Genomic DNA, 16,582 nt, shown 5'->3' on the forward strand with positions numbered 1-16,582 from the left:
CGGCAAAATTTTTATAAGTAAAGATTCAACACTTAGTAGACGCCTGATTTAACAGGCCAAAAAGCTGATGGGAGAGGACTGAATGAGCAATGACGGCGTGAATGCAGGCCGGCGTCGCTTCTTGGTAGCAGCCACATCCGTGGTGGGTGCTGCAGGAGCGGTGGGGGCTGCGGTCCCGTTCGTGGGGTCATGGTTTCCCAGTGCCAAGGCGAAAGCCGCAGGTGCACCGGTGAAGGTGAATGTCAGCAAGATCGACCCAGGCCAGCAGATGATTGCTGAGTGGCGCGGTCAGCCGGTCTTCATCGTTCGTCGTACTGAGGAAATCCTGGGGAATCTGAAAAAAATCGAAGGTCAGCTGTCTGATCCCGACTCGAAGAATTCCGACCAACCCGCCTACGTCGATAAGGAAATCCGTTCGATCAAGCCAGAGATTCTGCTGCTGATCGGTATCTGCACCCACCTCGGCTGCTCGCCTACCTTCCGCCCTGAAGTTGCTCCTGCCGACCTGGGCAAAGACTGGGTGGGTGGTTACTTCTGCCCTTGCCATGGCTCTCATTACGACCTGGCCGGCCGCGTCTACAAGTCACAACCCGCACCACTGAACCTGCCAGTTCCGCCACATCACTACGAGACTGACAGTGTCATTGTCATTGGCGTCGACGAGGGGGAGAAAGCCTGATGAGCAAGTTCATGGATTGGGTGGATGCGCGCTTCCCCGCTACCAAAATGTGGGAAGACCATCTCAGCAAATATTACGCACCAAAAAACTTCAACTTCTTCTACTTCTTCGGCTCCCTGGCGCTGTTGGTGCTGGTCAACCAACTCGTCACCGGCGTCTGGCTGACGATGAGCTACACACCTTCGGCTGAAGAGGCCTTTGCGTCCGTTGAAGGGATCATGCGCGACGTCGAGTACGGCTCGATTCTGCGTTTGCTTCACTCCACCGGCGCCTCGGCGTTCTTCATCGTGGTCTACATGCACATGTTCCGTGGCTTGCTCTATGGCTCATACCAGAAACCCCGCGAGCTGGTGTGGGTGTTTGGCATGCTGATCTATCTGGCGCTGATGGCAGAGGCCTTCATGGGTTACCTGCTGCCGTGGGGGCAGATGTCGTACTGGGGCGCTCAGGTGATCATCTCGCTGTTCGGCGCGATCCCGGTCATCGGCAACGACCTGACCCAGTGGATCCGTGGTGACTACCTGATTTCCGGCATCACCTTGAACCGCTTCTTCGCCTTGCACGTTGTGGCCCTGCCGATCGTGATTCTGGGCCTTGTGGTGCTGCACATCCTGACGCTGCACGAAGTGGGTTCGAACAACCCCGATGGCGTCGACATCAAGAAGCACAAAGACGAAAACGGCATCCCGCTGGACGGCATTCCGTTCCACCCGTACTACACCGTGAAAGACATTGTCGGCGTGGTGGTGTTCTTGTTCATCTTCTGCTCGATCGTGTTCTTTTTCCCGGAGATGGGCGGGTATTTCCTCGAGAAGCCTAACTTCGAACAGGCCAACGCCTTCAAGACGCCTGAGCACATTGCACCGGTCTGGTACTTCACGCCGTTCTACGCGATCTTGCGGGCGATTCCAGACAAGCTCATGGGCGTTGTTGCCATGGGCGCCTCGATTGCGCTCTTGTTCGTACTGCCGTGGCTTGACCGCAGCCCGGTCAAATCGATGCGCTACAAGGGATGGTTGAGCCGAATCTGGCTGGTCGTGTTCTGCATCGCGTTCATGCTGCTGGGCTGGACCGGCGTCCAGGCACCGAAGCCTGCGCTGACGTTGCTGTCGCAGGTCTGCACCTTCCTGTACTTCGCCTACTTCATTCTGATGCCGTTCTACACCCGGCTCGAGAAGACCAAACCGGTTCCGGAAAGGGTGACTGGCTGATGAAAAAGTTATTCGTTGCTTTGATGCTTGCGGCACTGCCGCTACTGTCCTTCGCGGCCGAGCAGGGCCCGGAACTGGAAAAAGTCGATATCGACGTCTCTGACAAAGCTGCAATGCAAGATGGCGCGCGTACCTTCGCCAACTACTGCATGGGCTGCCACAGCGCCAAGTTCCAGCGCTATGAGCGGGTTGCCGATGACCTCGGTATCCCTCATGAGCTGATGCTGGAGAAACTGGTGTTCACCGGCGCCAAGATTGGCGACCACATGAACATCGGCATGCAGCCTGCCGACGCCAAAGCCTGGTTCGGTGCTGCACCGCCTGACCTGACCCTGGTGGCGCGCGTGCGGGGTACCGACTGGCTGTATGGCTACCTTAAATCCTTCTACGAAGACCCGGCGCGCCCTTGGGGTGTGAACAACAAAGTCTTCCCGAACGTCGGTATGCCTAACGTTCTGGTCGGCCTACAGGGTCGCCAAGTGGTAGGATGCAAGCAGGTTCAGGTCGTTGAAGACGGCAAGAAGCAATATGATCCGTTGACCGGCACGCCTCTGACGCATGAAGCGTGTGATCAACTGACCATAGTGCCCAAGACCGGTACGCTGAACGAAGAGCAGTTCGACGAGAAGGTCAAGAATCTGGTGACCTTCCTGGCCTACTCGGCCAACCCGGTCAAACTGCAACATCAGCGCATCGGCACCTATGTATTGCTGTACCTGGCCTTCTTCTTCGTATTCGCCTATCTGCTCAAACGTGAATACTGGAAGGATGTGCATTGATCCAACCGTAAGCAATTGCTGTTAATCTTGCGCGCCCAGCGGCATCTCTGAACACGTAGCGGTCTGGTTGAACCAGGCACTGCAGAGATGCTCTCTGGGCGCGCTCGTTTTTGAGCTTTCGATAATTTCAACAAGCGAGGAGGACCGCCATGGGCGTGACCAATCGGTTGGCCTGTTACTCCGACCCCGCCGACCACTATTCCCACCGAGTACGCATCGTGCTCGCAGAGAAGGGTGTCAGCGCCGAGATCATCAGTGTGGAGGTGGGACGTCATCCGCCGAAACTGATCGAAGTGAACCCTTACGGCAGCTTGCCCACCCTGGTCGATCGTGACCTGGCGTTGTGGGAGTCAACCGTGGTGATGGAATACCTGGATGAGCGTTACCCGCATCCGCCTTTGTTGCCGGTGTACCCGGTGGCGCGTGCCAACAGCCGCCTGCTGATCCATCGGATCCAGCGTGACTGGTGCGGGCTGGTGGATGTGATTCTGGATTCACGCAGTAAAGAAGCCGTTCGGGTGCAGGCGCGCAAGGAATTGCGTGAGAGCCTGACCGGTGTTTCGCCGCTGTTCGCCGACAAACCTTTTTTCCTCAGCGAGGAACAAAGCTTGGTGGATTGCTGCCTATTACCCATACTCTGGCGCTTGCCGATCCTGGGCATTGAACTGCCACGGCCGGCCAAGCCGTTGCTTGATTACATGGAGCGCCAGTTTGCGCGTGAGGCTTTCCAGGCGAGTCTGTCTGGTGTCGAACGCGATATGCGCTAAGGCTTAAGGAGCCGCTGATGAACTCCAGTCGACCCTATTTGGTCCGCGCGCTCTATGAGTGGATTGTGGACAACGATTGCACCCCGCACATGCTGGTCAACTCCGAATTTCCCAAGGTTGACGTGCCTCAAGGCTTTGCCAGTGACGGGCAGATTGTGCTGAACGTATCACCCAGTGCCGTGCGCCACCTGCACATGGACAACGAGGCTGTCAGCTTCGAAGGGCGTTTCGGCGGCGTGCCCCATACGCTGTTCGTGCCGATTGGCGCGATTCTCGGGATCTATGCTCGCGAGAATGGCCAAGGCATGGTGTTCGATCTGGAGTCGCCTTTCGAGGACGACGAATCGATTGAAGGCGAAGACGGTGATGATGTACCACCACCGGACTCCGAGCCACCGCGTCCAAGCGGCCGGCCGAGCCTGAAAGTGGTGAAGTAAGCGGCTTTCACCCTCGGGTGAGCCTGAAAAATGCCTCGATATGCGTCGGGGCATTTTTTTGCGCGAAGGATGTAGATGAAAGTCGCGACACAACGGTGATCGTACAACCGCCATGGGCTATGATGCGGGCTCAAGTTCGCCGAGAAAGATGGTTCATCATGGAAAACGCCAACACCGCCCCTCGTCTTCCCCGCAAGCGCCGCAGCCTTGCCCAGGAATTGGTCACGGTGTTGTCTGAGCAGATCCGCGACGGTCAACTCAAACGTGGCGATAAGTTGCCCACCGAGTCGGCCATCATGGAAGCCCATGGCGTCAGCCGCACGGTCGTGCGTGAAGCCATCTCGCGTTTGCAGGCGGCGGGGCAGGTCGAAACCCGTCACGGTATCGGCACCTTTGTGTTGGATACGCCAAGCCCGAGCGGTTTCCGGATTGACCCGGCCACGGTGGTTACGCTGCGCGATGTGCTGGCGATTCTGGAGCTGCGGATCAGCCTGGAAGTGGAGTCCGCCGGCCTTGCCGCGTTACGTCGCAGCGACGAGCAACTGGCCGCCATGCGTGCGGCGCTCGATGCCCTGAATGAAAGCGCGGCCCACGCCGGCGATGCAGTGGCGTCAGACTTCGCGTTCCACCTGGAAATTGCGCTGTCCACCGGCAACCGCTACTTCACCGACATCATGACCCACCTGGGCACCAGCATCATTCCGCGTACGCGCCTGAATTCAGCGCGCCTGGCCCATGACGATCAGCAGCACTACATGGGCCGCCTGAGCCGCGAGCACGAAGAGATTTATGAGGCAATTGCCCGCCAGGATTCGGACGCTGCACGCGCCGCCATGCGCTTGCATTTGACCAACAGCCGAGAGCGACTGCGCCATGCCCACGAAGAGGCAGAAGCGCAGCGCGGTTAACCGGGCAACCGAGTGGTGTCGGGAGTAAATCGATCCAAGTGTGGGAGCGGGCTTGCCCGCGAATGCGGTGTGTCAGTCTGCACATGCATCAACTGAAAAAACGCCTTCGCGAGCAAGCCCGCCCCCACATTTTGATCTCCTTGGCCTGGAGTTTTGCGTCTACTTAATTAGCCGGCTGATTGGGCTTGTAGTCCTTGAGCAGCAGATAAGTACTCCAACCCCACCAATCATTGGTCCAGTGTTTGTCGTTCAGGTCATTCACGTCCTTGCGGCGCAGCACCTTGTCGCCTTCCATCTTGAACAGCGGCGAAAAGTTATTCGCCGGGTTCTGCGCTGCGTTCAAATCCGGCACATACAGCGGCGCCTTGAAGTTGGCCGGGGAGGGCGCCACGCCGCTGATAAAGGTCTCGAAGACCTCATCGGCCGAGGCCTGTACCGCCCGTTTGACCATCGCCCGATTGTCCGCGTCGATGGCATCGAAGTAGCGTTTATCCCCATAGGCATGCCATTGATCACCCTTGGCGTTGCGCACCTTGAGCCCGAACTTGCTGTCCTCATCGTGCATGAAGCGGCTGATCAGCGAACCCAGTTCGCCAGGCGTTACCACCGCCGCCAATTGCTTGCGCGGCACGCGCAGGTGGCCGGCGGAAAACAGGTCGGTCAAAAAGTGATCAGCAAAGCTGTTCATGGCGTAGGCCAATTCCAGTGCCTGATCGGTGCCGGTTTGATGGGCAACGACCGCCTGTTGCAGTGCCGCCGTATGGCCAGCCAGATACGCTGATAGCGCCCATTCGCCGAAGTGGTCAGCGTTATCTGCGGCCAATTTCAGGTAGCGCCCCAGCGGAATCAATGCCGAAACGGCACTGCCGCCGCCGGTGATGCGGTTCCATTCCTCGGACAACGTATCACCCAGTGCGTCATAGGCTTCGTGCGGTTGTTTGCCGTCCTTGATCGCCTGGTTCACGGCGTTGATCTCCTTTTGCATCACCGCGAGGATTTTCCCGGCCTCTTCCCGCGAGGCTGGCAGCACCGCCAGCGAATTGAACGCTGCAGTAAAGCGCTGCACGCGATCGGCGGCGGACGCGCCGTCGCTGATCGGCTGGCCAGGAATGCCATAGAAGTCGCCCCCCAGCGCGATCACCTGGCCATAGGTGAGTGCCAGCCCGTTGGGCAGGTGCAGCTCGACCTGGTGGGCGGGAATCGCCGGGGCGTCTTTGACGAAACGCAACAGCGTGTCATCGCCGATGGCGGTGTGCTCACCGCCTTCGAAGCGCAGGGTAGGTGGGTTTTTCTCGGGGGCTGCGAGTTCAAGACCTGACATGTTAGCTCCTTGCTATGTCGTAGGAATCTTCCGTGATAACTGTATGTATATACAGTTAATCGGAGCATAGAGGATTAATTTCCTACGTCAAGAAAGTGCGTTCAAACGCAGGGCCGGATGAAGCCCGATGAATTGCAGTTGACGAATCTTTTTATAGTTGTACGATGACGTACGACATCAACAAACCAACAACAACCTTTCGACAGAAAGTCTTCGCCCAGGGTGTTCGAATAATGAATCCACAAGAACTGAAGTCCATCCTCTCCCACGGTCTGCTGTCTTTCCCCGTGACCGATTTCAACGCGCAGGGTGACTTCCACCAGGCCGGCTACATCAAGCGTCTGGAATGGCTCGCCCCCTACGGCGCCACCGCCTTGTTCGCCGCCGGTGGCACTGGTGAGTTTTTCTCCCTGGCTGCCAGCGAATATTCCCAAGTGGTGAAGACCGCTGTTGATACCTGCGCCACCAGCGTGCCGATTCTCGCCGGTGTGGGTGGGTCGACCCGTCAGGCCATCGAGTACGCCCAAGAGGCTGAACGCCTCGGTGCCAAAGGCTTGCTGTTGCTGCCGCACTACCTGACCGAAGCCAGCCAGGACGGCGTCGCCGCCCACGTGGAAGCGGTGTGCAAGTCGGTCAAAATCGGCGTGGTGGTCTACAACCGCAACGTGTGCCGCCTGACTGCGCCTCTGCTGGAACGCTTGGCCGAGCGCTGCCCGAACCTGATCGGCTACAAGGACGGCCTGGGTGACATCGAGTTGATGGTGTCGATCCGCCGTCGCCTGGGTGACCGTTTCAGCTACCTCGGCGGCCTGCCGACTGCAGAGGTTTACGCCGCTGCCTACAAGGCCCTGGGCGTGCCGGTGTACTCCTCGGCGGTGTTCAACTTCATCCCGAAAACCGCGATGGACTTCTACCACGCGATTGCCAAGGACGATCACGCCACCGTCGGCAAGATCATCGACAACTTCTTCCTGCCTTACCTCGACATCCGCAACCGTAAGGCGGGTTATGCCGTGAGCATCGTCAAGGCCGGGGCAAAAATCGCCGGCTATGACGCAGGCCCTGTGCGCACGCCGCTGACCGACCTGCTGCCGGAAGAATACGAAGCCCTGGCCGCGCTGATCGACAAGCAAGGTCCGCAGTAACTTATCAACAAGGCCGCTGAGAGATCAGCGGCCTTTTGCGTCAGGAGAAGATTTGTGTCCCAAGCCAAACGTTTTGAGAACTACATCAACGGCGAGTGGGTGGCCGGTGCCGATTACTGCAACAACATCAATCCGTCGGAGTTGTCCGATGTCATCGGCGAATACGCCAAGGCTGACGTAGCTCAAGTCAACGCCGCCATCGATGCCGCCCGCGCCGCCTTCCCGGCCTGGTCGACCTCCGGCATCCAGGCTCGCCACGATGCGCTGGACAAAGTCGGCAGTGAAATCCTCGCCCGTCGTGAAGAACTCGGCACCCTGCTGGCCCGTGAAGAGGGCAAGACCCTGCCCGAAGCCATCGGCGAAGTGACCCGCGCCGGTAACATTTTCAAGTTCTTCGCCGGTGAATGCCTGCGCCTGTCCGGTGACTACGTGCCGTCCGTGCGCCCGGGCGTCAATGTGGAAGTCACCCGCGAAGCCCTGGGAGTGGTCGGCTTGATCACCCCGTGGAACTTCCCGATTGCGATCCCCGCCTGGAAAATCGCCCCGGCCCTGGCCTACGGCAACTGCGTGGTGATCAAACCGGCCGAACTGGTGCCGGGCTGCGCCTGGGCCCTGGCCGAGATCATCTCCCGCGCCGGCTTCCCCGCCGGTGTGTTCAACCTGGTGATGGGCAGCGGCCGCGTGGTTGGCGACGTATTGGTCAACAGCCCGAAAGTCGACGGCATCAGCTTTACCGGTTCGGTCGGCGTGGGCCGTCAGATCGCCGTCAGCTGCGTGTCGCGCCAGGCCAAAGTGCAGTTGGAAATGGGCGGCAAGAACCCGCAGATCATCCTCGACGACGCCGACCTCAAGCAGGCCGTCGAGCTGTCGGTACAGAGCGCGTTCTACTCCACCGGCCAGCGTTGCACCGCCTCCAGCCGCTTGATCGTCACCGCCGGTATCCACGACCAGTTCGTTGCGGCCATGGCTGAGCGCATGAAGTCGATCAAAGTCGGCCACGCGCTGAAAAGCGGCACCGACATCGGCCCGGTGGTTTCCCAGGCCCAGCTGGACCAGGACATGAAGTACATCGACATCGGCCAAAGCGAAGGTGCGCGGCTGGTCAGTGGTGGCGGCCTGGTGACCTGCGACACCGAAGGCTACTACCTGGCGCCGACGCTGTTTGCCGACAGCGAAGCCGCCATGCGGATCAGCCGTGAAGAGATCTTCGGCCCAGTAGCCAACGTGGTGCGCGTAGCGGATTACGAAGCGGCGCTGGCCATGGCCAACGACACCGAATTCGGCCTGTCGGCGGGCATTGCCACCACCTCGCTCAAGTACGCCAACCACTTCAAACGCCACTCCCAGGCCGGGATGGTGATGGTCAACCTGCCGACTGCAGGTGTGGATTACCACGTGCCGTTCGGTGGCCGTAAGGGCTCCTCGTATGGTTCGCGCGAGCAAGGTCGCTACGCGCAAGAGTTCTACACCGTGGTGAAGACCAGCTACATCGGTTCGTAACTCGTAACACCCGTGGGAACCGGCTTGTGTGGGAGCTGGCTTGCCTGCGATAGCGTTGATACACCGCCATCGCAGGCAAGCCAGCCCCCACAGAAAGCGGTTCCTGCACTTAAAACAGAAATGCTTACCCGCAAAAAAAATAATTAGTGGGAGTACATCTTCATGCAAGCGACCAAGCCGACCCACGTCCGCTATTTGATCCTGCTCATGCTGTTTCTGGTGACCACGATCAACTACGCCGACCGGGCCACTATCGCCATCGCCGGCTCCAGCCTGCAAAAAGACCTCGGTATCAGCGCGGTCACCCTCGGTTATATCTTCTCCGCATTCGGTTGGGCCTACGTGGCCGGGCAAATCCCCGGTGGCTGGTTGCTGGACCGGTTCGGCTCGAAAAAAGTCTATGCCCTGAGCATCTTCACCTGGTCGCTGTTCACCATTCTGCAAGGCTATGTCGGCGAGTTTGGCGTTTCCACCGCGATCGTCGCGCTGTTTATGCTGCGCTTTCTGGTGGGCTTGGCGGAAGCGCCGTCGTTCCCCGGTAATGCGCGCATTGTGGCCGGCTGGTTCCCCACCGCCGAACGCGGTACGGCTTCGGCGATCTTTAACTCGGCGCAGTACTTCGCCACGGTGCTGTTCGCGCCGCTGATGGGCTGGATCGTCTACACCTTCGGCTGGCAGCACGTGTTTATCGTGATGGGCGGGATTGGCGTGCTGTTCTCGCTGATCTGGCTGAAAATTATCCACAGCCCGCGCCAGCACCCGATGATCAACGAGGCCGAACTCAAGTACATCTGCGAGAACGGTGCAATGGTCGACATGGATCAGGAGAAGACCAAGGGCCAGAAAACCGACGGTCCGAAGTGGGACTACATCCGCCAGCTGCTGACCAACCGCATGATGCTCGGCGTGTACCTGGGCCAGTACTGCATCAATGGCATCACCTATTTCTTCCTGACCTGGTTCCCTGTGTACCTGGTGCAGGAGCGTGGCATGACCATCCTCAAGGCGGGGTTTATTGCTTCTCTGCCGGCCATCTGTGGGTTTGTCGGCGGGGTGTTGGGTGGTTTGATTTCCGATTACCTGCTGCGCAAAGGCCATTCCCTGACGTTTGCGCGCAAGGCACCGATCATTGGCGGGTTGCTGGTGTCGTGCAGCATCGTGGCGTGCAACTACGTGGATATCGAATGGATGGTGGTGGGCTTCATGGCATTGGCCTTCTTCGGTAAAGGCGTTGGCGCACTGGGTTGGGCGGTGGTGTCTGACACCTCGCCGAAACAAATCGCCGGCCTCAGTGGCGGTCTGTTCAATATGTTTGGCAACCTGGCCTCCATCAGCACACCGATTGTGATCGGCTACATCATCGCCACCACCGGCTCGTTCAAGTGGGCCCTGGTGTTCGTCGGCGCCAACGCCTTGCTGGCGGTGTTCAGCTACTTGGTGATCGTCGGCCCGATCAAGCGTGTGGTGCTCAAAGAGCCGCCCAGCAGCAAAGGGCCTGAGCTGACCCAATTTATCCAAGCGCATTCCTGAGGGGCGATGTAATGCAGTTGATTGAACATGCCGACTCGCCGCGCTCGATCCGTTTGCACGAGCGCGACAACGTAGTGATCGTGGTCAACGATCAAGGCGTACCGGCCGGGACCGAGTTCCCTGATGGCCTGGTAACTGTGGATTTCATCCCGCAGAGCCACAAGGTGACCCTGGAAGATATCCCTGAAGGCGGTCAGATTATTCGCTACGGGCAGACCATTGGTTACGCCCTGGCGCCGATTCCACGTGGCAGTTGGGTGCAGGAAGACCAACTGCGCATGCCCACCGCGCCACCGCTGGACAGCCTGCCGCTGTCTACCGAAGTGCCTGAAACCCAGGCGCCGCTGGAAGGTTTTACGTTCGAGGGGTACCGCAACGCCGACGGCACCGTGGGCACGCGCAATATTCTGGGCATCACCACCACGGTGCAGTGCGTCACCGGTGTGCTGGACCATGCGGTCAAGCGCATCAAGGATGAGTTGCTGCCCAAATACCCGAACGTCGATGACGTGGTGGCGCTGACCCACAGCTACGGCTGTGGCGTGGCGATCACGGCAACAGACGCGTACATCCCGATCCGCACCGTGCGCAACCTGGCGCGTAACCCGAACCTGGGTGGCGAAGCGCTGGTGATCAGCCTGGGTTGCGAGAAGCTGCAGGCCGGGCAGGTGATGCACGACAACGACAGTTCTGTCGACCTCAGCGAGCCATGGCTGTATCGGCTGCAGGATTCCAGCCATGGGTTTACCGAGATGATCGAACAGATCATGGGCCTGGCCGAAATCCGCCTGAAAAAACTCGACCAGCGCCGTCGCGAAACCGTGCCGGCGTCGGAGCTGATTCTGGGCATGCAGTGCGGCGGCAGTGATGCGTTTTCCGGCATTACCGCCAACCCGGCGCTGGGGTTTGCCTCGGATCTGCTGTTGCGGGCCGGGGCGACGGTGATGTTTTCCGAAGTGACTGAAGTGCGTGACGCCATTTACCTGCTGACCGCTCGTGCCCGGAGCAAAGAAGTGGCCCAGGCGCTGGTCAGGGAAATGGACTGGTACGACCGCTACCTGGCCAAAGGCGAGGCGGACCGCAGCGCCAATACCACGCCGGGCAACAAGAAGGGTGGGTTGTCGAATATCGTCGAGAAGTCCCTGGGCTCCATCGTCAAGTCGGGCAGCAGCGCGATCACTGGCGTGCTTGGCCCGGGCGAGCGTTTCACGGGCAAAGGCCTGATCTTTTGCGCCACGCCAGCCAGTGATTTTGTCTGCGGCACCTTGCAACTGGCGGCCGGGATGAACCTGCATGTGTTCACCACCGGGCGTGGCACGCCGTATGGACTGGCGATGGCGCCGGTGGTGAAGGTCTCGACGCGTACGGAATTGGCGCAGCGCTGGCCGGACCTGATCGATATCGACGCCGGACGCATCGCCACCGGGCGTGCGAGCATTGAGGAATTGGGCTGGGAGTTGTTCCACTTCTACCTGGATGTGGCCAGCGGCAAGAAGCAGACGTGGGCGGAGCGGCATAAGCTGCACAACGACATTACGCTGTTCAACCCGGCGCCCATCACCTGAGACCGACGCGGCCCCTGTGGGAGCAGGCTTGTCTGCGACAGCGCAGTGTCAGCAACCCATGTGCTGACTGACACACTGCAATCGCAGGCAAGCCAGCTCCCACAGTTGATTAGTGAATACCTTCAAATGTGGGAGGGGGCTTGCCCCCGAAGGCGGCCTACCAGACGCCGCACAGCCGCATGGCTTATCATTAGCCACCTGACGACACCCACCAAGGTTCTCCCCGGCATGCTGGCTATCTTCCTCACCACCCTCACCATCACCGCGCCGGTGTTTGCCATGCTGTTTCTGGGTGTGCTGCTCAAGCGCATCAACTGGATCAACGACAACTTTATCCACACCGCCTCCTCCCTTGTCTTCAACGTGACCATGCCGGCGCTGCTGTTCCTCGGCATCCTGCACGCCGACCTGCACGCGGCGCTCAAGCCAGGTCTGCTGATCTACTTTGCGGTGGCCACGTTGCTGAGCTTTGCGTTGGCGTGGGGCTGGGCGATCTATCGTTGCCCGCGCGTAGACCGCGGTATCTACACCCAGGGTGCGTTTCGCGGTAACAACGGCGTGATCGGCCTGGCGCTGGCGGCCAGCATGTATGGCGACTACGGCATTTCCCTGGGCGCGATCCTCGCGGCGCTGGTGATTCTGTTCTACAACACCCTGTCGACCATCGTGCTGGCGGTGTACAGCCCGGTGATCAAGTCCGATCCGTGGAGCATCTTCAAAAGCGTGGTGGCCAACCCGCTGATCATCAGCGTGATTACGGCCGCACCGTTCGCGATTTTCAAGATCGGCCTGCCGGGGTGGCTGGAGTCGTCCGGGCAATACCTGGCGGACATGACCTTGCCGCTGGCATTGATCTGCATCGGCGGCACCTTGTCGCTGGCGGCCTTGCGCAAAAGCGGAAGCATGGCCCTGAGTGCCAGCCTGGTGAAGATGATCGGTTTGCCGCTAGTTGCGACGCTGGGCGCATGGCTGCTGGGCTTCAGGGGCCCGGAGCTGGGGATTCTGTTTTTGTACTTTGGCGCACCGACCGCGGCGGCGAGTTTTGTCATGGCCAGGGCGGCCGAGGGCAATCATGAGCTGGCGGCGGCGATTATTGTGATCACGACCTTGATGGCGGCGGTGACCACCAATATCGGGATTTTTGTGTTGCAGGCGGGTGGCTGGATCTGAAGGTTGTGGTGGGGTTGAGGGCCAATCGCAGGCAAGCCAACTCCCACTGTTTGATCTGTGAATACAGTCATAAGTGGGAGCTGGCTTGCCTGCGATGACTATCCAGCCGTCACGGCTTATCCGCCTGATACGCCTCAATCACTTCCTGCGCCGCCCGAAACGCATCAATCGCCGCCGGCACACCGGCATACACCGCGCAATGCAGCAGTGCTTCGCGAATCTCTTCCACTGTGCAGCCATTGTTCAGCGCGCCGCGCACGTGGCCCTTGAGTTCCTGCGGGCACTTGAGGGCGGTGAGGGCGGCCAGTGTGATCAGGCTGCGCGTCTTCAACGGCAGGCCTTCGCGGTTCCACACGCTGCCCCATGCATGCTCATTGACGAAATCCTGCAGCGGCTGGGTGAACTCGGTGGCATTGCCCAGGGCGCGGTCGACGAACACATCGCCCATGACCTGGCGACGCATTTCAACCCCGGACTTTTTCTGTTCGGTCATTGCGATTCCCTCTTGTGTTGGCGGCGCCAGGCTTGCAGCGAGGTGAACAACACAAACGCGACCAGCGCTGGCAGGACGTAATACAGCATCAATTGTTCAAGCCGGGTGGCCAGCGGCATGCCGAAGGTGAACGACACCACATGCAGCCCATACGCCAGATACAACCCCAGAAACACCAGGCCTTCAGCGCGGGTGACGCGGTAGCCGCTGTAGAACACCGGCAGGCACAACACCACCACGCCGAGCATCACCGGCAAGTCGAAATCCAGTGCGTTGGGCGACACCGACAACGGCGAGGGCGCCACCAGCGCGGTGAACCCCAGCACGCCGAGCAGGTTGAACAGGTTGCTGCCGATCACGTTGCCCACGGCAATTTCGCGCTCGCCGCGCAGCGCGGCAATCAGCGAAGTGGCCAGGCACGGCAGCGAGGTGCCGACACCGATCAGCGTCAGGCCGATGATGCGTTCGGACAGGCCCAGGTCGCTTGCCACATCCACCGCTGCGCCCAGCAGCAAATGCCCGGCCAGCACCAGAATCAACAACCCGCCCAGCATCAACAACGCGCTGCTCAGCCAGGGCGCGCGGGCCACCGTGTCCAGCGTGCGCGGACGGCGAGAATGGCGGGTCTGGTAGTGCAACACACCGAGGTAGGCTATCAGCGCAACCACTAAAAAGAGGCCGTCGAGCGGTGTCAGTTCTTCATTGGCGGCCAGGGTAAACACCAAGAGGCCGGCGAAGATCATCACCGGAATGTCCAGCCGCACCAGCTGCCGAGAGACGCGCAACGGAATGATCAACGCCGCCAGGCCCAGGGTGACGAGGGTGTTGAAGATACTGCTGCCGATGACGCTGCCCACGGCGATATCGGTATTGCCGGCCAGGGTGGCCTGCAGGCTGACGGTCATCTGCGGCGCACTGCTGCCGAAAGCGACGATGCTCAAGCCGATAATCAGTGGCCGCACCTTGAGGCTGGCTGCCAGGCGCACGGCGGCGCGCACCAGGATTTCGGCGCCGACGATCAGCAACACCAGGCCGCTGATCAGTTCGATCAGGCTCCAGGGCGAGAGGGCGGTTAATCCGAAAATGGCCAAGGCTCCTTTATCAGTTGCTCAGCGCCTGCACGCGAACCCGTGCAGTGCCGCTGCCCAGCATACCGAGTTGTTCGGCAGCCTTGCGTGAAACGTCGATCAGGCGCCCACGGGTATGCGGGCCGCGATCATTGATGCGCACGACCACGGATTTGTTGTTGTTGAGATTGGTCACCTTGACCTGAGTGCCGAAGGGCAGGCGCCGATGGGCGGCGGTCAGGGTGTTCTGGTTGAAGGGTTCACCGCTGGCAGTCTTGTTGCCATGGTGCTTGGCGCCGTAATAGGAGGCGGTGCCGGTTTCGTCGTAGCCGTTGGGGTCGATGAGGCCGCTGGCGCAACCGGCCAGCGCAGAGAACAGGGCCAGGAGGCCGAGTAGACGCTTCACTTTAAGTAAGTCCCCATTATAAATGTGGAAGCTGGCTTGCCTGCGATGCAGGCACCTCGGTGTTTCAGTTGCACCGAGGCGATACTATCGCAGGCAAGCCAGCGCCCACATGGGGCCGAGTTGGGTAGGAAATCCCGCCCGGACCCTTTCACCGCGAATCAGCCTTCGAGCTTGCTTTTCAGCAATTCGTTCACCTGTTGCGGGTTGGCTTTGCCTTTGGAGGCTTTCATCGCCTGGCCGACAAAGAAGCCGAACATTTTGCCGCGCTTGGCTTCGTCTGCGGCGCGGTACTGTTCGACCTGTTCGGCGTTGGCCGCCAGCATTTCATCGAGCACGGCCGAGATCGCGCCGCTGTCGGTGACTTGCTTGAGGCCGCGCTTCTCGATGATCTCATCGGCGCTGCCTTCGCCTGCGGCCATCGCTTCAAACACGGTCTTGGCGATTTTGCCGGAGATGGTGTTGTCCTTGATGCGCAGCAGCATGCCGCCCAGTTGCTCGGCGGTCACCGGGGCTTCGTCGATTTCCAGGCCCTGTTTGTTCAACAGGCTGCCCAGCTCAACCATCACCCAGTTGGCCGCCAGCTTGGCGTCGCCAGCAATGCTCACGACTTTTTCGAAGTAGTTGGCTTGTTCACGGCTGGAAGCCAACACGCTGGCATCGTAGACCGACAGGCCGAACTGCGCCTGGAAGCGCTCGCGTTTGTGCTGCGGCAATTCCGGCAGGGTGGCGCGGATGTCATTGAGGAACGAATCCTCAAGGACGACCGGCAACAGGTCCGGGTCAGGGAAGTAACGGTAGTCGTTGGCTTCCTCTTTGCTGCGCATGGCACGGGTTTCGTCTTTGTTCGGGTCGTACAGGCGGGTTTGCTGGATGACCTTGCCGCCGTCTTCGATCAGGTCGATCTGGCGACGCACTTCGCTGTTGATCGCCTTTTCGATGAAGCGGAACGAGTTGACGTTCTTGATCTCGCAGCGGGTGCCGAACTCGACCTGGCCTTTAGGACGGATCGACACGTTGCAGTCGCAACGCAGCGAGCCTTCGGCCATGTTGCCGTCGCAGATGCCCAGGTAACGCACCAGCGCGTGGATCGTCTTGACGTAGGCCACGGCTTCCTTGGCGCTGCGCATGTCCGGCTCGGAGACGATTTCCAGCAACGGCGTGCCGGCACGGTTCAAGTCGATGCCGGTAGCGCCCGGGAATTCTTCGTGCAGGCTCTTGCCGGCGTCTTCTTCCAGGTGCGCGCGGGTCACGCCGACCCGTTTGATGGTGCCGTCTTCCAGTGGGATGTCGAGGTAGCCCTTGCCGACGATCGGCAGTTCCATCTGGCTGATCTGGTAGCCCTTGGGCAGGTCCGGGTAGAAGTAGTTCTTGCGCGCGAACACGTTGTGCTGGCCGATCTCGGCATCAATCGCCAGGCCGAACATCACCGCCATGCGCACCGCTTCCTGGTTCAGCACCGGCAGCACGCCGGGCATGCCCAGGTCTACCAGGCTGGCCTGGGTGTTGGGCTCTGCGCCGAACGTGGTGGCGCTACCGGAGAAAATCTTCGATTGGGTGGCGAGCTGGGTATGAATCTCCAGCCCGATCACAACTTCCCATTGCAT

16 protein-coding genes are annotated in these 16,582 nt (G+C 60.1%); 11 read left to right on the forward strand and 5 right to left on the reverse strand.

The genetic code is table 11. The features are described from left to right. Positions 1-82: 82 nt before the first annotated feature. From petA to ABWL43_RS04360, 6 genes are all read left to right on the forward strand, one after another. On the forward strand, positions 83-679 hold the full coding sequence (petA, locus tag ABWL43_RS04335; protein ID WP_003216040.1) for a ubiquinol-cytochrome c reductase iron-sulfur subunit: 597 nt from the start codon (positions 83-85) through the stop codon (positions 677-679). Next, the gene (locus ABWL43_RS04340; RefSeq protein ID WP_404486895.1) at positions 679-1,890 is read left to right on the forward strand and encodes a cytochrome bc complex cytochrome b subunit; all 1,212 of its coding nucleotides are present in this window, start codon (positions 679-681) and stop codon (positions 1,888-1,890) included. The genes petA and ABWL43_RS04340 overlap by 1 nt, the downstream gene beginning before the upstream one ends. After that, positions 1,890-2,669 (forward strand): cytochrome c1, encoded by a 780-nt coding sequence (locus tag ABWL43_RS04345; RefSeq protein WP_145165217.1) that lies wholly within the window; start codon positions 1,890-1,892, stop codon positions 2,667-2,669. The genes ABWL43_RS04340 and ABWL43_RS04345 overlap by 1 nt, the downstream gene beginning before the upstream one ends. A 149-nt stretch (positions 2,670-2,818) precedes the next feature. Next, a complete protein-coding gene (locus tag ABWL43_RS04350; protein WP_106578651.1) occupies positions 2,819-3,436 on the forward strand; it encodes a glutathione S-transferase N-terminal domain-containing protein in 618 nt (205 codons plus the stop codon). 17 nt (positions 3,437-3,453) lie between these two features. Further along, entirely contained in the window at positions 3,454-3,873 is a 420-nt protein-coding gene (locus ABWL43_RS04355) for a ClpXP protease specificity-enhancing factor (RefSeq protein ID WP_159954235.1), read from the forward strand. 158 nt (positions 3,874-4,031) lie between these two features. Next, the gene (locus ABWL43_RS04360) at positions 4,032-4,781 is read left to right on the forward strand and encodes a FadR/GntR family transcriptional regulator (RefSeq protein WP_106578653.1); all 750 of its coding nucleotides are present in this window, start codon (positions 4,032-4,034) and stop codon (positions 4,779-4,781) included. A 163-nt stretch (positions 4,782-4,944) separates the two neighbouring features. Here the strand turns inward: ABWL43_RS04360 and ABWL43_RS04365 are convergent, their stop codons facing one another. Beyond that, entirely contained in the window at positions 4,945-6,102 is a 1,158-nt protein-coding gene (locus tag ABWL43_RS04365; RefSeq protein ID WP_404486898.1) for a phospholipase, read from the reverse strand. Between the two features lie 233 nt (positions 6,103-6,335). Between ABWL43_RS04365 and kdgD the strand changes: the two genes are divergently transcribed. The 5 genes from kdgD to ABWL43_RS04390 all read left to right on the forward strand — a co-directional run bounded on the left by kdgD (position 6,336) and on the right by ABWL43_RS04390 (position 13,012). Further along, the gene (kdgD, locus tag ABWL43_RS04370; protein ID WP_064450699.1) at positions 6,336-7,247 is read left to right on the forward strand and encodes a 5-dehydro-4-deoxyglucarate dehydratase; all 912 of its coding nucleotides are present in this window, start codon (positions 6,336-6,338) and stop codon (positions 7,245-7,247) included. A 54-nt stretch (positions 7,248-7,301) separates the two neighbouring features. After that, entirely contained in the window at positions 7,302-8,747 is a 1,446-nt protein-coding gene (locus ABWL43_RS04375) for an aldehyde dehydrogenase family protein (protein WP_017138260.1), read from the forward strand. 162 nt (positions 8,748-8,909) lie between these two features. Continuing rightward, the gene (locus ABWL43_RS04380; RefSeq protein ID WP_145165211.1) at positions 8,910-10,277 is read left to right on the forward strand and encodes an MFS transporter; all 1,368 of its coding nucleotides are present in this window, start codon (positions 8,910-8,912) and stop codon (positions 10,275-10,277) included. 11 nt (positions 10,278-10,288) lie between these two features. Next, a complete protein-coding gene (gene garD, locus ABWL43_RS04385) occupies positions 10,289-11,842 on the forward strand; it encodes a galactarate dehydratase (protein WP_404486901.1) in 1,554 nt (517 codons plus the stop codon). Positions 11,843-12,070: 228 nt separating this feature from the next. Further along, positions 12,071-13,012 carry an AEC family transporter gene (locus ABWL43_RS04390; RefSeq protein ID WP_404486903.1) on the forward strand — a complete coding sequence of 314 codons (942 nt, stop codon included), beginning with the start codon at positions 12,071-12,073 and terminating at the stop codon, positions 13,010-13,012. Between the two features lie 109 nt (positions 13,013-13,121). Here ABWL43_RS04390 and ABWL43_RS04395 read toward each other — a convergent pair whose 3' ends face one another. From ABWL43_RS04395 to gatB, 4 genes are all read right to left on the reverse strand, one after another. Then, positions 13,122-13,505: a carboxymuconolactone decarboxylase family protein gene (locus tag ABWL43_RS04395; RefSeq protein ID WP_106578660.1), complete on the reverse strand. Its 384-nt coding sequence runs from the start codon at positions 13,503-13,505 to the stop codon at positions 13,122-13,124. Continuing rightward, positions 13,502-14,548, reverse strand: a complete 1,047-nt coding sequence (locus ABWL43_RS04400; protein ID WP_145165304.1) for a calcium/sodium antiporter — start codon at positions 14,546-14,548, stop codon at positions 13,502-13,504. Before ABWL43_RS04400 ends, ABWL43_RS04395 begins: the two co-directional genes overlap by 4 nt. Positions 14,549-14,606: 58 nt before the next feature. Next, positions 14,607-14,978, reverse strand: a complete 372-nt coding sequence (locus ABWL43_RS04405) for a septal ring lytic transglycosylase RlpA family protein (RefSeq protein WP_404486905.1) — start codon at positions 14,976-14,978, stop codon at positions 14,607-14,609. A gap of 158 nt (positions 14,979-15,136) precedes the next feature. Further along, entirely contained in the window at positions 15,137-16,582 is a 1,446-nt protein-coding gene (gene gatB, locus ABWL43_RS04410; RefSeq protein WP_404486907.1) for an Asp-tRNA(Asn)/Glu-tRNA(Gln) amidotransferase subunit GatB, read from the reverse strand.

It is taken from the genome of Pseudomonas sp. HT11 (genome assembly GCF_044875395.1).
GTDB lineage: Bacteria > Pseudomonadota > Gammaproteobacteria > Pseudomonadales > Pseudomonadaceae > Aquipseudomonas.